This is a genomic window from Gemmatimonadaceae bacterium (assembly GCA_036504815.1).
Lineage (GTDB): Bacteria > Gemmatimonadota > Gemmatimonadetes > Gemmatimonadales > Gemmatimonadaceae > PNKL01.
In genome coordinates this window covers 85973-106220 of record DASXUN010000012.1, presented here as the reverse complement: position 1 = coordinate 106220, position 20248 = coordinate 85973, and the positions used below count along the sequence as shown (strand labels likewise).

Here is a 20248-nt window from a genome sequence, read left to right as displayed (position 1 = left end):
ACGGACCGTCCACAAGCCCACGGCCTGCGCCCGTACACGACGTCAGGGTGTGACCTACAGCAAAGAGGGCGCCCCAACCGCGAGGCGCCCTCTCGTTTCAACCGCGGGATCTTACGGCCGTGCCGCCACGGCGCGCGTTCCCGAGCGCGCCTCGTTCTTGCGCGGGTACTTGTTCTCCACCCACATCAGGATCGGCGACGCCACGTAGATGGAGCTGAACGTGCCGGTGAAGATGCCGAACGACATCACCCAGGCGAACGGGCGGATGACCTCACCCGCCAGCACGAGCAGCGACAGCGTCGCGGCCAGCGTCGTGGCGTGCGTCAGGATGGACCGCGGCAGCGTCTCGTTGACCGAGATGTTGAGCAGGTCGTAGAACGGCATCTTGCGGTTCTTGTGCAGGTTCTCGCGCACGCGGTCGAAGATGATGATCGTGTCGTTCAGCGAGTAGCCGATCACCGTCAGGATCGCCGCGATGACCGTCAGCGAGATCTCGAGGTGCAGCAGCTTGATGAACGCGATCGTCGTCAGGATGTCGTGCGCGGTGGCGAGCACCGCGGCCAGGCCAAAGCGCCACTCGAATCGCCACGCCAGGTAGGCGAGGGTCACGAGGAACGAGATCAGGATGGCGAGAACCGCGCCGCGGCGCAGTTCGCCGCCGACGCGCGGGCCGACCGACTCGACGCGGCCCACCTTGAACGAGTTGTCGCCGAAGGCCTGCCGCAGCGTCGCCTCGATCTTGTTGGCGACCTTCTCGGCGCCGGCCGCCTGCTCTTCCACCTGCGCCGCTTCCTGCGCACGGATGGTGTACTCGCGGTTCGAGCCGAACGAGGTGATCTCCGCGCCGGTGATGCCGGCGGCGTCGAGCGAGGACCGGATCTTCGCCACATCGGGCGGCGCCGTGAACTCGACCTGCATCAGGGTGCCGCCCGTGAACTCGATGGAGTACGGGAAGCCCCCCTTGAAGAGGGCGGAGCCCACGCCCAGCAGGATGAAGGCGATGGTCAGTACGGCGGCGGTGCGCCAGTACTTGATGAAGTCGATCGAGGTGCCGTGTAGGATGCGCAGCATCAGATGCTCAGCGACTCGACGCCGCGGTTACGGTTGAGCCAAACGAGATAGAACGTGCGAACCGAGAAGACGCACGCCACGAGCGTGGAGACGAGGCCCGCGATGAGGGTCACCGCGAAGCCCTTCACCGGGCCGGTGCCGTACTGGTACAGCACCAGCGCCGTCAGCGCCGTCGACACGTTGGTGTCGATGATGGCCGTCATCGCGTGCTTGAAGCCCTCCTCGATGGCGGTGCGCACGCTCTTGCCGTGATCGAGCTCCTCCCGGATGCGCTCGAAGATCAGCACGTTGGCGTCGACCGCGATGCCGATGCCGAGCACGAAGCCGGCCAGTCCGGGCAGCGTCAGCGTAGCGTGGAAGCCGGCCAGCGCGGCCAGCGTGTACAGCACGTAGAGCACGAGGCCGCCCAGCGCCATCAGCCCGGAGAAGCGGTAGTAGACCACCATGATCACGCAGACGAGCGCGATGGCCACGAGGCCCGCCAGCATCCCCTTGTTGATGGAGTCCTGGCCGAGCGAGGCGCCGATGGTGCGCGTGTCGGCCACCTTCAGCGGCACCGGCAGCGCGCCGGCGCGAAGCACGAGCGCGAGGTCCTGCGCCGCCTGCAGCCCCGACCCGCCCATCGTGATCTGGCCGCGCGTGCCGATGGCGCTCTGGATGATGGGCGCCGACATCACGCGATCGTCGAGCACGATGGCCATGTAGTCGCGCACATGCTTGCCGGTCTCGCTCTTGAAGCGACGGCCGCCCTCGTTATTCAGCTGGAACTCGACGATCGTCCCTTCCACCGGCACCGTGTTGGGCTTGGCGTCGGTGAGGTACTCGCCGGTGATGATCGGGCGCGCATCCAGCACGTACAGCCCGCGATACGCCTTCTGCCCGGCGACGATCGTGTCGGCGCCCCACTTGAGCTGCTTGCCCGGCGGGAGCGCGGCCTTGATGTCGGGATGCTGGAGGTACGAGTCGATCTCTTCGCGATCCGACTCGGCCACCATGTACATCCCCGGATCACCGCCCGGCGCCTTGGCCACCTTGGTCGCGAACGGACCGTCCGACGACTTGGCGCTGTCGGCCTTGGTGCTGTCCTTGGCCAGATTCTTCGCACTGTCGCCCGCGGCGAAGAGGTTCGGCAGCGCCGACTTCGAGGCGCCAGCCGCGGCCGCCGCCCCCGACGTCTTGGCGACGATCCCCTTCTCCTTCAGGATCGCATCCAAACGCGCCACGCTCTTCTCGAACGCCTGCGTCTTGTCGGTGATCTGGAACTGGAGGTACGCCGATTTCTGCACCACTTCCGTGGCGCGCTGCGGATCGTCGATGCCCGGGAGTTCCACCGCGATGCGGTCGTTCCCGATCTTCTGGACGACCGGTTCGGCAACGCCGAACTCGTCGATGCGGGTGCGCACGACCGTGAGGGCCCGATCCAGGGCTTCCGCCTTGTTGGTGATGGTCCCCTTGGACTCATCGACCTCGAGCGTCAGGTGCATGCCGCCCTGCAGGTCGAGGCCGAGTTTGAGCGGCACTCGCTGGACAGTATCGAAGACGAATTGGCCGTTGCGCTTGACGCGCTCAACCACCGTGCGGGGGTACAGCGCCCACACCGAGGCGAGGATAAGCAGCGCGATGGTAATCAGCCGGTACTTCAGGTTGGTCATTGCCCGGACTGGCAAAGGGTTTATGCGAAACCTTGAAGAGTAGTGTTGGGACGCGGTCTAGTCAATCATCTTGCGTACTGACAACGAGTTGCCTCAATCCTGCGCCAGGGCGGTCCGCGCGGCCTGTTCGTCGCGCGCCAACTGCTCCACCAGTGAGGCCGCACTCTCGAACGCACGGGTTTCCCGCAACCGCCGCACGAGGTCGACGCGCACGCGGCGGCCGTACAATTCCGGTGCGGTGTCGAAGAGGTGGGTCTCGATGGTGCGGGCCGGATCTCCGAACGTCGGGCGACCGCCGAGGTTCATCATCCCGCCGAACGACCCGAGCGGGGTGCAGACGCGCACTGCATAGACGCCGTCGGGCGGCAGCAGCTTGCGTGGCGGGGGGAACGACAGATTGATCGTGCGGAAGCCAAGGGTCCTCCCCCGCCCCACGCCCTCGATGACGACGCCGGAGATGCCGTAGTGGCGGCCGAGCCCCCCTTCGGCGCGCTCGAGATCGCCACCGGCGATCGCCCGCCGAATCGACGTCGAAGAGACCGGACGGCCATCCGGCGCGATGACCGGAGGCACGACTTCGACCCCGAAGCCGCGCGCCGCTCCCAGTTGCTGCAGCACCGTGGCGTCGCCCGAGCGTCCGCGCCCGAAGCCGTGGTCGTAGCCGATGAGCAGTTCGCGCATGCCGAAGCGCTCGCGCAGGACGGCGTCCACGAAGGTGGGCGCGTCGTACTGCGCGAGCGCCGGGGTAAACGGCAGCACCGCGAGGTAGTCGAGCTCGCTTTCGGCGAGCACTTCGAGCTTCTCATCCCCGACCGTGAGCAGGTGCGGCGCGTTGGCGGGGTTCACCACCTCGAGCGGGTGCGGCTCGAACGTGACGAGCACGCTGCGCAGTCCCGTCTCGGCGGCGCGGGCCGCGAGCCGCTGGAGGACGAGGCGATGACCGGCGTGCACGCCGTCGAAGGTGCCCACGGTGACCACCGTCCCTTCCACATCGGGCGGGAGCCCCGATTCGACATGCCAGTCCATGCGCTCAGGCATCGCGCATCACCACGCGCGGCTGCCAGCGTTCGCCGCGCTCCGAGGGCCGGCGCTCGGCGAAGGCAATGAGGCAGACTCCGACAGAATTCGACAGAGGACGACCGAGGGCGGCAGGGACGGCTGCATCGGATGAGGCGCGCCCGCTGATTAGGGCAGCGTAGGCGCCTTCTACCCTCGCCTCGACATCTATTCCCCGCACCACCTGCCCCACTTCCTCCTCCGACAGGACCTGGAAGGGGTAGCCCTCGAGCGCATCAATGGCCGGAGCGAGATTGACCGGCGCGCCGGAGCGCAGGAGTTCGAGCGGAATGGCGCGCGCCAGCGAGAAGACGCCGGCGCGCTCCCGCCGCAGCGCGGTGAGGTGCGCCGCCGAGCCCGCGGCGCGCGCCAGGTCGCGCGCGAGCGAGCGCACATACGTGCCGCCCCCGCAGGTGACGCGCATGCGGCACGCCGACACCGCGTCGTCACTCCCCTCGAAGCTCCCGAGAAGGATGTCGTCAATGCGCACGCGCGACGGCGCCAGCTCCACGTCACGCCCGGCGCGCGCGAGTTCATAGGCGCGGCGCCCATCCACGCGCTTGGCGGAATAGGCCGGCGGCACCTGATCGATCTCGCCGAGCAGCGATGGCACGGCTGCCTCGAGCGCGGCACGCGTCGGGAGCGGCGCTTCGCGCGTCACCGCGCCGCCGAGGTCCTCGGTGTCGGTCTCCGCACCGAAGCGCACCGTCGCTTCATAGACCTTGGGCTCGGCGTGCAGCCACTGCAGCAGGCGCGTCGCGCGCCCGACGAGCAGCACCAGCAGTCCCGTCGCGAAGGGATCGAGCGTGCCGCCGTGCCCCACGCGCTTCTCGCCCAGGGCACGGCGCGCGGCATTCACGACGTCGTGCGAGGTGACGTCCGCCGGCTTGTCCACCAGCAGCAGGCCGTCAGGCGCCGGACGGGGAGCCATCGCCGGGTGCGTCCGTCGGGCGGACGGAAGCCAGCAGCGTCTCGATGCGCGCCGCGCGCGCCACGCTCTCGTCGTACCGGAAGGTGATCTCGGGCGCGACGCGCAAGCGCAGCGCGCGCCCGACGCGGGCGCGCAGGTGCGTGGTGGTGCTCGCGAGCCCCTCCAGCGCGGAGTCCCGCTCGGCGTCGCTGCCCATGATGGAGACGAAGACCGTGGCGTGCCCGAGATCGCGCGTCACCTCGACGGCGGTGACGGTCACGAGCGCGCCGCGGACGCGCGGATCCTTGACGTCGCCGGCGAGGAACGTGGCGACCTCCATCCGAATGCCCTCGGCCACCCGGTCGGGGCGGCGCGTGTCACGCGGCGGCATCAGTGCACCTCCCCGTGCGCGCTCAGCCGGCGTGCGCCGGCTGCAGCGTGCGCGCCACGCTGTCCATCCGGAAGCACTCGAGCACGTCGCCGACCTTGATGTCGTTGAAGCTCTCGACGCCGATGCCGCACTCGAACCCTTCCTTCACTTCCTTCACGTCGTCCTTGAAGCGGCGCAGCGAGCCGATGTTGCCGCTGTAGACCTCCACGCCGTTGCGGACGACGCGCACCTTGCCCTGGCGATTGATGACGCCATGGCGCACCGAGCAGCCGGCAATGACGCCGACCTTCGACACCTTGAAGACCTCGCGCACTTCCGCCTCGCCGAGGACCGTTTCCTTTTCCTCGGGACGCAGCAGGCCCTCAAGGGCCAGCTTCACGTCGGCCACCGCCTCGTAAATGATCTTGTACAACTTGATGTCCACGCCCTCGCGCTCGGCCATCTGGCGCGCCTTGTTGTCCGGGCGCACGTGGAAGCCGATGATGATGGCCCCCGACGCCTTGGCGAGCAGGATGTCGCTCTCCGTGATGGCGCCGACACTGCGCTGCACGACCTCCACCTGCACTTCCTCGTTGGAGAGCTGCTGCAGGGCGTCGGCGAGCGCTTCCGCCGGACCGCCCTGGTCGGCCTTGATGAGGAGCTTGAGCGAGCGCTTCTCGCCCGCCCCGGACTGCGACATGAAGTCCTCGAGCGAGACGGCGCCCTTGGCGGTGCGGCGGCTCTTGGCTTCGCGGTCGAGCCGCTCGCGCCGCTGCGCGATCTCGCGCGCCTCGGACGCATCGGCCACGGCGATGAACTGGTCGCCCGCCATCGGGACGCCGGTGAGGCCCAGCACCTGCACCGGGATGGCCGGGCCGGCTTCCTTGACGGCCTTGCCGCGCTCGTCGAGCAGGGCGCGGACGCGGCCCGAGTAGAGCCCGCAGATGAAATCGTCGCCCACGCGCAGCGTGCCGTTCTGCACGAGCACGGTGGCCACCGGCCCCTTGCCCGCGTCGAGCTGCGCCTCGACCACGGTGCCCGTCGCCTTGCGGTTCGGGTTGGCCTTGAGGTCGAGGATCTCCGCCTGGAGGAGCAGCTGCTCCAGCAGGGCCTGGACGCCGGTCCCCTTCTTGGCCGACACCTCGGTGTGCAGCGTCTGGCCGCCGAACTCCTCGAGCACGACGCTGTGGTTGAGCAGTTCCTGCTTGACCTTCAGCGCATTGGCCGCCGGGAGGTCGATCTTGTTGATGGCGACGATGATCGGGACGCCGGCGTTCCGGGCGTGCGAAATCGCCTCGATGGTCTGCGGCATCACCGAGTCATCCGCGGCCACGACGAGCACGACGATGTCCGTCACCTGCGCGCCGCGGGCGCGCATGGCGGTGAACGCCTGGTGACCCGGGGTGTCGAGGAAGGTGATGTGCTTGCCGTTGGCCAGCGTGACGTGGTAGGCGCCGATGTGCTGCGTGATGCCGCCGGCTTCGCCGGCCACGACGTTGGCCTTGCGGATGTAGTCGAGGAGCGACGTCTTGCCGTGATCGACGTGGCCCATGATGGTGACGACGGGCGGACGGAACGACAGCTGCTCCGGCGTATCCTCCACCTTCGCCTCGGTGGGGGCGGCCGCGTACTCGGCCTCCTTCACCGCGATGAAGCCGAACTCGCCGGCGATGAGCTCGATCTGGTCGAAGTCCAGGCGCTGGTTGATGGTGACCATCAGCCCGAGGTGCTTGAACGCGAACGAGACGATCTGCGTGGCCGGGATCTTGAGGATGTCGGCGAGTTCGTTGACCGTGATGAACTCGTTGACGTGCACCGTCTTCTTCTCCTGCTCGGCGACGGCGGCGCGCATTGCCTCCAGCTCCTCGCGGCCGGAATCGTCGCGGCGGCGCTTGCCCGGCGCGCCGCGCATCTCGCGCATCGTGCGCGAGATGTTCGACGACACCGCTTCCTGGTCGACCTGGCCGCGCTTTCCCTTCTTGCGGCGCGGGCCGCTGGACGGCGTCTGCGGCGCGGCACTGCCACCGCCCATGGCCGGGCGGCCGCGATCCTCGCGCCGGCCCCCGCTCAGTCCGCCGCCCGGGGCGGCGGAGGCGATGGGACGCGGCGCGTTCGACATGCGACCGCCGGCTTGCGCCGGGCGGCCGCGCGGGGCGCCCGGCACCACCGGACGTGGACGCGGACGATCGGCCGCCGACTGCGCGGACGACGGCACCGAGGGAGGCGTCGGGGGCGACAGCGGCCGCGCCGGACGCGGTGCGGCGGGGGCGGAAGGCACCCGAGGCGCGGACGGAGCAGGCGGCGCGGACGGAGCGGACGGCGCTACCGCCTCGGCAGCCGGCGGCGCCGGTGCGACGGGAGCAGGCGCCGGTGCTTCGAGCGCTGGAACCGGTTCGGGCGTCGGGGGCGTGACGGCGGCTTCGGCAGCCCGCGCGATGACGGGCGGCTCCACGACCGGAGTCTCGATGACCTCGGGAGCGGGAGCCGGCTCGGGCACAGCGGGCGCCGGCGGGGCCGCGCGACGGCGGCGAACCTTGTGGGCATCGGCCGGTTCGCGCTCGGGCGCCGGCTCCTCGGCCTTCTTGGGGGCCTTCGCCTTGGCGGACGGTTTCTTCGCCGCCGGCGCGGCGGTGGCTTCGGCGGCCGCGCTGCCGCGCTTGCGGCTCTTCGCCGATCCCGTCGGCGTCTCGACCGACTTGTGCGCACGCACGCGCTTCTCGCGTTCCCAGCGGGCCCGCGCGCGCGAAATCTGATCATCCGTCAAGGGCGTCAGGTGGCTGCGCACAACGACATCCATCGCGCGAAGCATGGACAACACTTCGTCGCTCGAGATGCCGAATTCGGCCGCCAGGTCACTCACCCGAAGCTTCGTCAAACCGCCTCCCTCGTGCTGCTACTCGCCCGCGGGGCGGAGCGCCCCGCGAATTCCTTTCGCCAACTGTGCGTCGACAATGCCGATCACCGCCGTCGCGTCCCGCCCGGCCACGGCGCCCAACTCGGCCGCCGTGAACCCGTCCAGCACTGCAATACCCTTCGCCGCCAGCAGCGGCACCACCTTGTCGCGGCTGTGCCGCGACACGTCCTCCGCCACCAACGCCACCCGCAGCTCGCCACTCTGGGCCGCGGCCCGCACCTGATCGACGCCCACCACCGCGTTGCGCGCGCGCACCCCCAGGCCGGCAAGCCCCAGCAGTCGTCGGCGCAGCGCGGCGTCCATCATCTGCCCCTGCTCACACCGGCTCCGGAGCGTCCGCATCGCCGCCCGCGGATTCGCCGCCCGCATCGTCGGTGGTCAGCTCGTTGATCAGCGCGATGATCCGATCCGCTTCCTCGGGCGCGATGCCCGGCAGGCGGAGGAAGTCGTCGCGCTCGAGATCGAGAATGTCGTTCAGCGTGCGATAGCCGCCCGCCTCGAGCACCGCGACCGTCGCCGGCGGCAGACCCTCGATGGACGACAGATGCACGTCGGCAGCGGTGTCGTCGTCCGGCAGCGGCTGGAAGAGCGGCATGTCGCCCCCGCGCTCGAGCCACTCGCGGCTCGAGTACAGGTCGATCTTCCACCCCGTGATCTCCGAGGCGAGGCGCACGTTCTGCCCGTTGCGGCCGATCGCCAGCGAAAGCTGGTCCTCGTCCACGACGGCCTGGATGGTCTTGGTCGCCGCGTCGCTGAAGACGCGCGCCACCTTGGCCGGCGCCAGCGCGAGCTTGGCGAACCGCTCGGGATCGGGCGACCACGGCACGATGTCGATGCGCTCGCCGCCGAGTTCCTGCACGACGGCCTGCACGCGCGCGCCCTTGAGGCCCACGCACGCGCCCACCGGATCGATGGCATCGTCCTTGGACACCACGGCGATCTTCGTGCGGCTGCCGCACTCGCGCGATGCCGCCTTGATCTCGACGATCCCCTGCTGGATCTCGGGCACCTCGAGCTTGAAGAGCGCCTGCACGAACATCGGATCGGCGCGCGAGAGGACGAGGCGCGGCCCCTTGGGCGTCTCCTCGATCTTCTTGAGCACCGAGCGGATGGGCTCGCCCTGCTTGTAATCCTCGCGGTGATTCTGCTCGCGGTATGGAATGATCGCTTCCGCCTCGCGGAACTTGTTGAGCATCACGACGATCTTGCCGCGCTCGATCTGCTGGATCTCGCCCGAGAGCAGGTCGCCGACGCGCCCGGAGAACTCGTCGCGGATCTTGGTGCGCTCACCCTCGCGCACCCGCTGGATGATGCGCTGCTTCGCCGCCTGCACCGCGGAGCGCCCGAACTCGGCGAACTCGACGGGCTCTTCCATGATGTCGCCCACCGCGAACTCGGGATCCTCGAACTGCGCTTCCTCGAGGCTGATCTCGCGGCTCGGGTCCTCGACCGACGCCACCACCGTCTTCAGCAGGACGATGCGAATCTCGCCGCGCCCCTCGTCGATCGTGATGTCGGCCTGAACGTTGGGCCCGTGCTTCTTGGCCAGGGCGGCATGAATGCCGTCCTGCAGCAGCGCGTGCAGCTCCGCGCGGTCGATCTGCTTGGAGTTCGACAGCTCTCGGAAGGCAGCAAGGATTTCAGCCGATCCAGACATCCACGACCTCGTTACGGTTTCCAGTGAAACACCAGGCGGGCCTCTTCGACGTCGGCCAGCCCGAGCACGTGCTCAACTCCCTTGGCGTCGCGCAGGTGCAGGCGCGGCGCGCCGGCGTCCTCCGTCACGCCCACGATCTCCACCTCGAGGCGTCCGCCGAGGGCCGCACTCTTGACACTCGCCCGGCGCCCGGTGAAGCGACGCCAGTCGCCCTCCGTGCGCACCGGCCGTTCCATTCCCGGTGACGACACCTCGAGCACGTAACGATCCCCGAAGAGCGACGGATCTGCATCCAGCCGCGCCTCGATGGCCCGTGACGCCCCGGCGCAATCGTCCACCGTGACTTTTTGCAGGTCCCGGCGATCGATGCGCACGTCGAGCAACGGACGCTGGCGAGTGCCACCGATCCGTAACTCGACGAGGTCGAACCCTAGTGAGTCAAGTGCAGCAATAACAATGGGTTCCAGCGCCTGCTTCACTTGATTTCAATCCGAAAAAGAGAAAAAAAGATGTGGGGGGCTACCCCACATCTCCAGGGCGGATGGAACCCGCCCAGCCTGAGTATTATAGATGCCCGGCCAGTCAGCGTCAAGACACGACGTATCTCGCTGCGCCCTGCCACGGCCAGAAGACGCTCACCGTCTTGCCGCCGTCGTCGTGCAGGCCCACCTCCACGCGCCCACCCGCCTCGCCCACGATGCGCACCGCCGTGTCGAGTTCCGACTCGCGCGTCACCGGCTCGCCATCCGCCCTGAGTGTCGTCCAGTCGGTCGCGGGGGATTCCGGGTTGCCGCCGCTGGGGCAATGGCGCACGTCGAGGCGTCCCATCGAGGCCGCGCCGCGCGAGAGACGCACGCGCACCTCCCCGCCCGACGACAGCGCCGTGCGTGCGGAGAGCGCGAGCGCGGTGACGACGTGCTCGAACTTCAGTTCGTCGCCCGACAGCGGACACGAGCGTTCGCTGGACACGGTGAGGACCACCCGCGACGGCATCGCGCCGCGCAGTAGCAGCGACATCCGCTTCACGACGCCCGCCCCATCGAATCCCTCGACGCCGTCCGGCGTCTGCTGGCCGAGCGTCAGCAGGTCCGCCATCATCTGATGCGCCCGCTCGGCATTCGCGAGCAGCGTGATCGCCGCCTGCCGTTCCTCCCGCCCCGTTGCGGTGTCGCGCAGCAATCGCATCCGGGCGAAGTCCTGCGAGAGCAACGCGTGCATGTCCTTGGCGAGGCCGGTCACGAGCGAGATGACCAACTGACGGCGCTGCAGCGTGTCGGCCTGCGCCTCCGCGGCGATGCGCGCGGTTTCCGCGGCGCTTCGCGCCTGCAGCGCGTCGAACTCGCGCACGCGCATCGACTCGTACGCCCGCCGCGCGGCGAGGACCACGAATCCCGACAGCACCGCGCCGATGAGCGCGACGAGCGTGTAGCGCAGCCAGTAGCCCCACTCGTTGGGCTGAATCATCAGCTGCGCGGACGCGTCGTTGCCGATGAACGTCGTCGCCGCCGCGACGTAGAGCACCAGCAGGGCGCCCGAAACGCTCCACAGTCCGCGCTCGCCGAAGAAGAGCGTTGCCCAGACCACGGCGAGCGCCGATGCCGACACGTTGCCCGCGGTCAGTCCGGCCGCGAAGACGCCGATCGCGACGCCCAGGACCAGCAGCGCGATGCCCACCATCGCCTGCTGCGCGAGTCGGCGCTTCCAGGGCCGCCAGAGCAGCGCGGCGCCAACGAACGCGGAACCGGCCTGCACAAAACCGGAGACGGCGCGCGCCTGGTCGACGGCGAGATACTGCAGCGCGCCGACCACGAGCGCCGGACCCCAGACGAAGGCGAAGACCCGACCGGTGAACGTGATGAGCCGTTCGCGTGACGCGAGGAGCGCGGCCGACTTGAACTGCGCCGACGAATCGGCCTCGGACCTCATTGGCGCGATACGATCGCCCTGCCCCGCGCCCGTCCACCGGGGTCCCGATTCCGTGTTGTCGCCGTACAGTCCCGTCACATCCCTCTCCAGACCTTCGTCGGCCCTAGCCTGCTAGTTGAATGCAGCGAGGGGGACCACCGCTGCCGAATTCCGCGCGCCATCGCGTCCGTTGCGGGAAAAGTCTAAGATGCCGGCGCGATCACGGCCACCTGCCGGCCCGTGTCGCCACCGCGGTGCGAGAAGAAACGATCGCGGTGGCAGCGCGTGCAGCACGCGCTCGTTTCCACCTGCTTCACGCCGGCAAGGCGCGCCTGGTCGGCGAGCAGCGCGCGCAAGTCCACTGGCGCCGCGCGCTCCGCGGACCGCCGCATCAGCTGCGCGTAGACGTCGGGGCCCACTTCGTAGCACGCCCCGCAGATGGCCGGACCGAGATGCACCACGAGGTCGCGATGGTGGCACCCCATCGCCTGCAGGGCGCGAAGCCCGGCGTCGAGAATGCCGCCGGCGACGCCGCGCCACCCGGCGTGCAGCAGCGCCGACGCGCCGTTCGGATGTCCGATGAAGACGGGGACGCAGTCGGCGATCGTCACGACCAGCGCCGTGTCGTGGTGCGCGGTGGCGTGACCGTCGGCCGAGTCCACCCGCAGCCAGCCGTCCCAGCCGGGGCGGTGCGTGATCACCTTGGCGCCGTGCACCTGATGCGCCGACGCCAGGCGGCCGCCGGTGCCGCGCATCAGCGCGAACCAACGGTCGCTCACCGCCTGCACGGGCGCGTCATCCGTGAAGCCGTACGTCCCGGCCTCACGCGTGGTCGTGAAGGCGGTCAGTCCGAGCACGGCGAACGAAGGGACGCGCTCCCGCGGCGGGAGCGCGCCGCTCACCGGTCCTCCGGCACCCGCGTGATCTTCGCGCCGAGGGCGTTGAGCCGCTCGTCGATCCGCTCGTACCCGCGATCGATCTGTCCGACGTTCTTGATGGTGCTCGTCCCCTTGGCGCAGAGCGCCGCGAGGAGCATCGCCATGCCGGCGCGGATGTCGGGACTCTCGACCGTCCCGGCGCGCAGTTCGGACGGGCCCGCCACGAGCGCCCGGTGCGGATCGCAGAGCACGATGCGCGCGCCCATCGACACGAGCTTGTCGACGAAGAACATGCGCGACTCGAACATCTTCTCGAACATCAGGATGAGCCCGTGGCACTGCGTCGCCGTGACGATGGCGATGGACATCACGTCCGCCGGGAACGCCGGCCACGGCTGATCCTCGAGCTTGGGCACGTGCCCGCCCAGGTCGTTCTGGATGACCATCGACTGCTTGGCGGGAATGATGAGGTCATCGCCCTCGGTGCGGCCGGTGATGCCGAGCCGCTCGAAGCCCATGAGGATCGAGCGCAGGTGGCGCACGCCGGCCCCGGCGATGCGCAGTTCGCTGCGCGTGACCGCCGCGAGCCCGATGAAGGAGCCGACCTCGATGTGGTCGGGACCGATCGCATGCGTGGCGCCGCCCAGCGTCGCGCCGCCGTACACCGTGAGGGTGTTGGTGCCGATCCCCTCGATGCGCGCGCCGAGCGCGACGAGGAATTCGCAGAGGTCCTGCACGTGCGGCTCGCTGGCGGCGTTGCGCAGGATGGTCGTGCCGCGCGCCGCCACCGCCGCCATCACCGCATTCTCGGTGCCCGTGACACTGGGCTCGTCGAGGAAGACATCCGCCCCCACCAGGCCCTTCGTCGTGAAGCGGATCTGGTCGGAGAGCACGTGGTCGGCGCCGAGTTGCTGCAGCGCGAGGAAATGCGTGTCGAGCCGGCGGCGGCCGATGACGTCACCGCCGGGCGGCGAGAGCGTCACCTCGCCGCAGCGCGCCAGGAGCGGCGCGGCCAGCAGGATGGAGCCGCGAATGCGCTTGCACCTCTCGAGGTCGAGGGCGCGCGCCGACACGGACTTGGCGTGGACGCTCAGCGTGTTGGGTCCGCTCCATCTCGCCTCGGCGCCGGTCGTGGCCAGGAGCTCGACCAGGATCTCGATGTCCTTGATGCGCGGCACGTTCTGCAGCGTGACCGGCTGCTCGGTGAGGAGCGTGGCGGCCACGATGGGCAGGGCTGCGTTCTTGTTACCGGAGGGACGGATGGTGCCGCTGAGCGGCCGGCCGCCTTCGACGAGAAATTTCATGGACAAAAACTTACGCCTGCGAGACGGGTTCGGGAATTGGAGGCGCGGACCGCCCGCCCTTGCGTTTGCCACCGCAACGGCGGAAGCTACGGATATGCACTCTCTCCTTCAGGCTGCCGCCGACACGCTGCTGGTGCGCCAGGTTCCGCCCGATCGCGGCGGGTTCGAACAGGTCGTGTTCGTTGCCGCGGGACTCGCGCAGATCGTCACGCTTGTCGCGCTCATCCTGCTGCTGGTGATCTTCTTCCGCATGTGGAAGGCGCAGCAGGCGATGCAGGAGCAGCTGAGCCGGCTGGCGTCGAAGATCGACCCGATGGTGGCGAGTGCGACCGCCGCCGCGGAGAACGTCCGTGACCTGACGGACGCCGTGAAGCAGGACGCCATGGCCGCCGCCGAGGCGCTCTCCAACGCGACCGAACGCGTGCGCGATTCGGTGAGCGGGATTGCGGATCGCATCGATGACTTCGGTGAGCTGCTGGGACGCGTGACGAGCAAGGCCGAGGCCGTCGCCGACATTGCAGAAGCGGCGGTGAGCACCTTCAAGGCGGGGCGCCAGCTCTTCCGGCCGCAGGCGGCGCCACCGCACCGCCGCGGCGAGCCGGCACCGCGACGCCACGAGCGGGCGGCCGGACGGGACGACGCGCCCCGCCGCCTCGACACCCAGCCGGCGCCCGACCTGTTCGAGGAGCCACGCGAGGTTCATGCGGCGGAGCTGGATGAACCGAGGCACCTGGCGGACGACGGCGAGGGGCAGGAGTCCCCCTATGCGGATGAGGCGTCGACGGAGCGCCCGCGTTCGCGCCGGCGCCGGAATCGCCGTCGCCGCGGGGGTGGCGGCGCGCCCGGACCTGCAGCCGGCGACGCTCCCGCGCCGTAGGCCCGTGACCCTGGCACGATTCGCGCGCTCCCATCGGGGACTCGCGACGGTTGGGCGCGGCTTCGCGTTGATCGTCGTGTTGCTGGTGCTGACCCCGGCCGTCGCCCACGCCTGGACCCCGGGCACGCACATCCTGCTGGGCGAGGCGGTGCTGCGCTCGGCCTTCCTGCTCCCGCCGAAACTGGCCGACCTGCTGCTCGCCTTCCCGTACGACTTTCTGTACGGATCGATCGCCGCCGACACGAGCCTGGCCAAGAAGTACGCGCGCTTCGGACGCCACTGCCATCACTGGTACGTGGGCCTCGAGATCCTCGACCGCGCGCGCGACGAGACGCTGCAGGCCTTTGCGTATGGCTACCTGGCGCATCTCGCCGCCGATGTCGTGGCCCACAACTGGTTCGTCCCGCATCAGCTCGCGGCCACCTCGAGCACGAGCGCCATCGGGCACTCGTACTGGGAGAGCCGCTTCGAGTGGCACCTGGGCGCGCGCCACAGCCGGCGTGCGCACGAGATCATCCTGCTCGACCACGGCCGCGCCGACGACCATCTCGATCGCATCCTGAGCCCGACGATCTTCAGCACCCACACCAACCGCCGGATCTTCCGCGGCATGGTGCGGGTGACGGACGCGGACAGCTGGCAGCGGGTCTTCAACCTGATGGCCGAGCGCAGCCGCTGGGATCTCGAGGAGCGCGAGGTCGGCGCGTACCTGACGCGTTCGTTCGACTACGTGGTGGACTTCCTGCGGCGCGCGGACGGCAGCGAGCCGTATGCGCACGATCCGTCGGGGGAAGAACCGCTGCGCGCCGCCAAGGCGGTGCGGCGCACGGCACTGCGGCGCGGCGACGGCGACACGGCGCGCGAGGCGGCGCTGCGGCATTTCGGTCTCCCGGCCACGTCGCTGGGCTTCACGAGCCGGCTCGCGGAGCCGCTGTACGTGCCCGCGCGGGGAGAGGTGAGCTAGTCGTCTTCGCGCTCCAGCCCGGCGAAGGCGACGACGAGGCGCTTGCGCCCCACGGCTTCGTCATCGAACTCGATGGTGACCTTCGTATCGCGCCCTGCCCCGCCGAGCTCGACGATCGTCCCGCTGCCGAACGCCTTGTGCCGCACCCGCGCCCCCTTGATGTAGCGCGGCGCCACCTGCGACTCCTCCTCGGAAGGCGCTTCCCACGCCGCCGGACGGGACATCGGCACTCCCGGACGGCGCAGCGCCGGCGACCCATAGGCAAACGCGTTCGCACTGCCGCGCAGCTTCGCCGTCATCTGGGCGTCGTACAGCTCGCGCGGCACGGGCGACAGGAACGATGACAGGATGCCGGGCATCAGTTCGCCGTTGCGGCGCCGCGACATTGCGTAGGTGAGTGTCAGCTTCCGTTCGGCGCGCGTGATGCCGACGTACAGGAGGCGGCGTTCCTCCTCGAGCATCGCCGGATCGTCGAAGGCGCGGGCCAGCGGGAAGAGCCCGTCCTCGAGGCCCGCGATGAAGACGACCGGAAATTCGAGCCCCTTGGCGGTGTGCACGGTCATGAGCGTCACCGCCTCCGCATCCGCGCCGAGCTGGTCCGCCGCGGTCACGAGCATGGCCTTCTGCAGGAAGTGATCGAGGGGGCGCAGCCCCAGCTCGCCGCCGTCGTCGACCACGGTTTCCGCCGCCCCTTCCACCATCGCGCGCACATTGTCGAGCCGGTCGAGCCCCTCCGGCCCTTCGGCGCGCAACGCCTCGTCGTAGCCGGTGGCCTGGAGGATCTCGAGGATCAGCTGGTCGACGCTGGCGTCGGCGGCGCTCGCGCGGAAGCGATCGGCGAGCTGCGTGATCTCGCCGAGTGCGGCGCGCGTGGCCGGGCGCACGCCGTCGAGTTCGCCGGAGCGACGCGCCATGTCGAGCAGCGTCGCGCCTTGCGCGCGCGCCGTGGCGGCCAGCAGCTCGACGGTGGCGTCGCCGATGCCGCGCCGCGGCGCGGTGATCGCCCGGCGGAACGCCTCGTCGTCCGCCGGGTTGGCGGCGAGCCGCAGCCAGGCGAGCAGGTCACGCACCTCGCGCCGGTCGTAGAAGCGGACCGCGCCCACGAGCCGATACGGGATGCTGCGCCGGCGGAGCGACTCCTCGATGGCGCGGCTCTGCGCGTTGGTGCGGTACAGCACCGCCACCTCGGAGGGGCGCTCGCGCAGGTTCAGCCGGCGATGCTCGATGGCATCGGCGATGGCGTCGGCCTCGTCGCGGTCGTCGAGCGCCTTGAGCACGGTCACCGGCTCGCCGCCGGGGCGCGTCGCGCGCAGCGTCTTCCCGCGCCGCTCGGCGTTCTGCGCGATCACCACGTTCGCCATGGCGAGGATGCCCGGCGTGGAGCGGTAGTTCTCCTCGAGCCGCACGACGCGCGCGCCGGGATAGTCGCGCTCGAAGTCGAGGATGTTCCGCACATCGGCGCCGCGCCATCCGTAGATGGATTGATCATCGTCGCCAACGACGGCGACATTCCCCTCCGGCCCCGAAAGGAGCCGCACGAATTCGTACTGCGCGTGGTTGGTGTCCTGATACTCGTCCACGAGCACGTGCTCGAAGCGCGCGGCGTAGTGCGCGTGCAATTCGGCATTCGCGCGCAGGATCTGCACGGGGAGCACCAGGAGGTCATCGAAGCTCACCGCGTTCTGCGCGCGCAGCGTGGGTTCCAGCGCGGCGTAGACGGGGGCCACGGCCTTGGCGAGCGGTGTCAGCGCGAGCCGCGCGTATTCGTCGGAGGAGACGAGCGCATTCTTGGCGTCGCTGATCGCCGCGACCACCGCCTTGGGGGCGAAGTCCTTCGCGGAGACCTTCTCGCGATCCATCAGGCGGCGCACGACGGTGAGCGTGTCGTCCTCGTCGTAGATGGTGTACTCGGGCGTGCGCCCCACCTGGTCGGCGTGCAGCCGCAGCAGCCGCGCACCGATGCCGTGAAAGGTGCCGATCCACATGCCGCGCGGTTCGGCGCCGAGCAGGCGGCCGATGCGCTCGCGCATCTCGCCGGCCGCCTTGTTGGTGAAGGTGACGGCGAGCACGCGATGCGGCGCGACGCCCAGCTCCTCGACGATGCGCGCCACCCGCGCGGTGAGGACGCGCGTCTTGCCCGAACCGGCGCCCGCGAGCACGAGCAGCGGCCCAGTGCCGTGCTCGACGGCGGCGCGCTGCGCCGCGTTCAGGGTGACATCACCCAGCGGGGGCGACGGCGTCATCCGGGGAAGACGAGGTCGAACACCGCCCCGCGATCAGACGGGACGAGCACCAGCCGGCCGTCGTGCGACTCCTCGACGATGCGGCGCGCCAGCGGCAGACCGATGCCCCAGCCGCGCTCCTTGGTGGTGAAACCGGCGGCGAAGATCTTGCGCCGAAGCTTGGGCGGGATCCCCGGTCCGTCATCGGCCACGCGCACCCGCGCGCCGCCGCCCGCCGCGCGATCCACGCGCACCGAGATCGTGCCGCCCCGCCCCGCCAGCGCATCGACCGCGTTCTTGACGAGCGACTCCACCGCCCATTCGAGCAGCACGCGATCCACGGGCACCACCAGCGGTCCCTCGCCACGCTCGAACTGGACGACGACGGTGTTGGCCAGCGTCGGGACGCGCGCCCGGAAATAGTTCACGACGGCCTCGGTCGCCTCGCCCACGTCTGTCGGGACGAGCTTCGGCGGCCGCCCGATGCGCTCGAAGCGGTGCGCCACGCGCTCCAGCCGGTCGACGTCGCCCTGCATATGCTGCCGCGCCGACTCGGCGGCCGGGTCGCCGTCGCCCCGCTCGGCCAGCAGCTCGAGCCAGCCTTGCAGCGACGAGAGCGGCGTGCCCAACTGGTGTGCCGCCTCGCGCGCCATCCCCGCCCACACGCGCTCCCGCTCCGCCCGCGCCCGCACGCCCAGCGCCAGGATGCCGGCGACGATCAGGAGGCTGAGCATCGCCACCTGGAGCAGCGGGATGATGCGGAGTCCGCGCACCAGCGGCGTGTTGCCGAAGTGGATCTGTCCCACCCCCGGCTCCACCACGGGCTGGTTCTGCCGGTCGAGCGTTCGCACCAGGTCGGACAGCGTGGCGAAGCGCGGATCGGCAGGACTGACCAGCCCGTTGCCCAAACCGGGGATGTTCACGAACGCCGTCGGCCTGCCCTGCGCGTCGGTGACGATGACCGGCACGCCAAGCTCGCGGATTTCCTGCGACAGCCCCATGAGCGCCGCGGTCTCGGCGCCGGTGGTCGTGTCGGCGAGCGCGCCGTACACCCGCGCGAACATGCGGCTGGTCCGCTCGGACTCGCCGCGCAGTTCATCGACCACGCGCTGGGCGTACCACACGTACGACCCCAGCAGCACCAGGAGACCGAGCGCGACCAGGATCACCGGCACCCGGCGTCGCATGCGCTACCGCAGCACGTCGGCGCCGGCGTACGGTCGCAGCGCCTCGGGGATGAGCACCGAACCGTCCGGCTGCTGATAGTGCTCGAGGAGCGCCGCGATGACGCGCGGGAAGGCGAGCGCCGAGCCGTTCAGGGTGTAGACGTGCTGCGGCTTCTCGCCCGGGGCGGCGCGGAAACGGATATTCGCGCGGCGCGCCTGATAATCCGTGAAGACGGAGCACGACGAGACCTCGAGCCACTTGCCCACGCCCGGCGCGAAAACCTCGAGATCGTAGGTCTTGGCGCTGCTGAAGCCGGTGTCGCCCGCGGCGAGCAGCACCACGCGATACGGGAGCCCGAGCCGCTGCAGCACCTGCTCGGCGTGCCCCGTGAGCAGTTCGAGCTGCGCGGCGCCATCCTCCGGGCGGCAGTAGCGCACGAGTTCCACCTTGTCGAACTCGTGCACGCGCAAGAGGCCGCGGGTGTCCTTGCCGGCCGCGCCCGCCTCGCGACGGAAGCACGGGCTGTACGCCGTGAACGCCATCGGAAGCTGCGACGCGTCGAGAATCTCCCCGCCATAGAGGTTGGTGACCGGCACCTCGGCGGTGGGAATGAGGAAACCCTGATCGCCGGTGAGGGCGTACATGTCCTCCTCGAACTTCGGCAGCTGGCCCGTCCCCGTCATCGCCGCGCGGTTCACGACCACGGGCACCCACAGCTCCTCGTAGCCGTGCTCGCGCGTGTGCAGGTCGAGCATGAAGCTCATCAGGGAGCGCACGAGCCGCGCGCCCGCCCCGCGGAAGACGATGAAGCCCGAGCCGCTGATCTTGGCGCCGCGCGGCAGGTCGAGCAGCCTGAGCGCCTCGCCCACCTCCCAATGCGGCTTCACCCCGTCGGTCGCACGGGGCGTGCCCCAGCTGCGCACCACCGTGTTGTGCGTCTCATCCCCAGCGGGGACTTCCGGAAGGGTGACGTTCGGGACCTCGTAGAGCCCCTGCTGGATGGCGGCCTCCGTCTCGGCGAGCGAGGCCTCCAGGCGCGCGATCTCCTCGCCGAGCGCGCGCGTCTGCGCCTGCAACTCGGCCGTGTCCTCGCCCGCCTTCTTCTTGCGCCCGACGTCCTGGCTCGCCGCGTTGCGGGCGGCCTTCTTCTCCTCGACCAGCTGGATCGCCTGGCGGCGCTCCCGGTCGAGCCTCTCGAGGCGCGCAATCACCGGTTCGAGCTGGTCGAGCATGAGGCGGCGGCGCATGCCGTCGCGCAGCGCGGCCGCCTGCTCACGCACCATCCGGATGTCGTGCATGGC

At 70.0% G+C, this 20248-nt stretch carries 17 protein-coding genes; 2 read left to right on the top strand and 15 right to left on the bottom strand.

Features of this window, described 5'->3' with window-relative positions:
* Positions 1–111: 111 nt before the first annotated feature.
* The 12 genes from secF to murA all read right to left on the bottom strand — a co-directional run bounded on the left by secF (position 112) and on the right by murA (position 13717).
* Positions 112–1071 carry a protein translocase subunit SecF gene (gene secF, locus VGJ96_05555; GenBank protein ID HEY3286575.1) on the bottom strand — a complete coding sequence of 320 codons (960 nt, stop codon included), beginning with the start codon at positions 1069–1071 and terminating at the stop codon, positions 112–114.
* Entirely contained in the window at positions 1071–2723 is a 1653-nt protein-coding gene (secD, locus tag VGJ96_05550; protein ID HEY3286574.1) for a protein translocase subunit SecD, read from the bottom strand. The genes secF and secD overlap by 1 nt, the downstream gene beginning before the upstream one ends.
* 93 nt (positions 2724–2816) lie before the next feature.
* A complete protein-coding gene (locus VGJ96_05545; GenBank protein ID HEY3286573.1) occupies positions 2817–3761 on the bottom strand; it encodes a bifunctional riboflavin kinase/FAD synthetase in 945 nt (314 codons plus the stop codon).
* Positions 3754–4710 (bottom strand): tRNA pseudouridine(55) synthase TruB, encoded by a 957-nt coding sequence (truB, locus tag VGJ96_05540; GenBank protein ID HEY3286572.1) that lies wholly within the window; start codon positions 4708–4710, stop codon positions 3754–3756. Before truB ends, VGJ96_05545 begins: the two co-directional genes overlap by 8 nt.
* Positions 4688–5080, bottom strand: coding sequence for a 30S ribosome-binding factor RbfA (gene rbfA / locus VGJ96_05535; GenBank protein HEY3286571.1), 393 nt, complete (start codon positions 5078–5080; stop codon positions 4688–4690). The genes truB and rbfA overlap by 23 nt, the downstream gene beginning before the upstream one ends.
* A 22-nt stretch (positions 5081–5102) precedes the next feature.
* Entirely contained in the window at positions 5103–7934 is a 2832-nt protein-coding gene (gene infB, locus VGJ96_05530) for a translation initiation factor IF-2 (protein HEY3286570.1), read from the bottom strand.
* A gap of 18 nt (positions 7935–7952) precedes the next feature.
* Complete coding sequence (locus VGJ96_05525; protein HEY3286569.1) at positions 7953–8315, bottom strand: ribosomal L7Ae/L30e/S12e/Gadd45 family protein; 363 nt, start codon at positions 8313–8315, stop codon at positions 7953–7955.
* On the bottom strand, positions 8290–9630 hold the full coding sequence (nusA, locus tag VGJ96_05520; protein ID HEY3286568.1) for a transcription termination factor NusA: 1341 nt from the start codon (positions 9628–9630) through the stop codon (positions 8290–8292). The genes VGJ96_05525 and nusA overlap by 26 nt, the downstream gene beginning before the upstream one ends.
* 11 nt (positions 9631–9641) lie before the next feature.
* Positions 9642–10109, bottom strand: coding sequence for a hypothetical protein (locus tag VGJ96_05515; protein ID HEY3286567.1), 468 nt, complete (start codon positions 10107–10109; stop codon positions 9642–9644).
* A gap of 109 nt (positions 10110–10218) precedes the next feature.
* On the bottom strand, positions 10219–11556 hold the full coding sequence (locus tag VGJ96_05510) for a hypothetical protein (GenBank protein HEY3286566.1): 1338 nt from the start codon (positions 11554–11556) through the stop codon (positions 10219–10221).
* Between the two features lie 182 nt (positions 11557–11738).
* Positions 11739–12437, bottom strand: a complete 699-nt coding sequence (locus VGJ96_05505; GenBank protein HEY3286565.1) for a polyphenol oxidase family protein — start codon at positions 12435–12437, stop codon at positions 11739–11741.
* Positions 12434–13717 carry a UDP-N-acetylglucosamine 1-carboxyvinyltransferase gene (murA, locus tag VGJ96_05500; protein HEY3286564.1) on the bottom strand — a complete coding sequence of 428 codons (1284 nt, stop codon included), beginning with the start codon at positions 13715–13717 and terminating at the stop codon, positions 12434–12436. Before murA ends, VGJ96_05505 begins: the two co-directional genes overlap by 4 nt.
* 94 nt (positions 13718–13811) lie before the next feature.
* Between murA and VGJ96_05495 the strand changes: the two genes are divergently transcribed.
* Complete coding sequence (locus VGJ96_05495; GenBank protein HEY3286563.1) at positions 13812–14594, top strand: hypothetical protein; 783 nt, start codon at positions 13812–13814, stop codon at positions 14592–14594.
* 4 nt (positions 14595–14598) lie between these two features.
* Complete coding sequence (locus VGJ96_05490) at positions 14599–15558, top strand: zinc dependent phospholipase C family protein (GenBank protein HEY3286562.1); 960 nt, start codon at positions 14599–14601, stop codon at positions 15556–15558.
* Here the strand turns inward: VGJ96_05490 and VGJ96_05485 are convergent.
* The 3 genes from VGJ96_05485 to serS are packed head-to-tail and all read right to left on the bottom strand — an operon-like array spanning position 15555 to position 20245.
* Complete coding sequence (locus tag VGJ96_05485) at positions 15555–17801, bottom strand: UvrD-helicase domain-containing protein (GenBank protein HEY3286561.1); 2247 nt, start codon at positions 17799–17801, stop codon at positions 15555–15557. The genes VGJ96_05490 and VGJ96_05485 overlap by 4 nt on opposite strands.
* Complete coding sequence (locus VGJ96_05480) at positions 17798–18967, bottom strand: HAMP domain-containing sensor histidine kinase (protein HEY3286560.1); 1170 nt, start codon at positions 18965–18967, stop codon at positions 17798–17800. The genes VGJ96_05485 and VGJ96_05480 overlap by 4 nt, the downstream gene beginning before the upstream one ends.
* 3 nt (positions 18968–18970) lie before the next feature.
* Positions 18971–20245 (bottom strand): serine--tRNA ligase, encoded by a 1275-nt coding sequence (gene serS, locus VGJ96_05475; protein ID HEY3286559.1) that lies wholly within the window; start codon positions 20243–20245, stop codon positions 18971–18973.
* Positions 20246–20248: the final 3 nt, after the last annotated feature.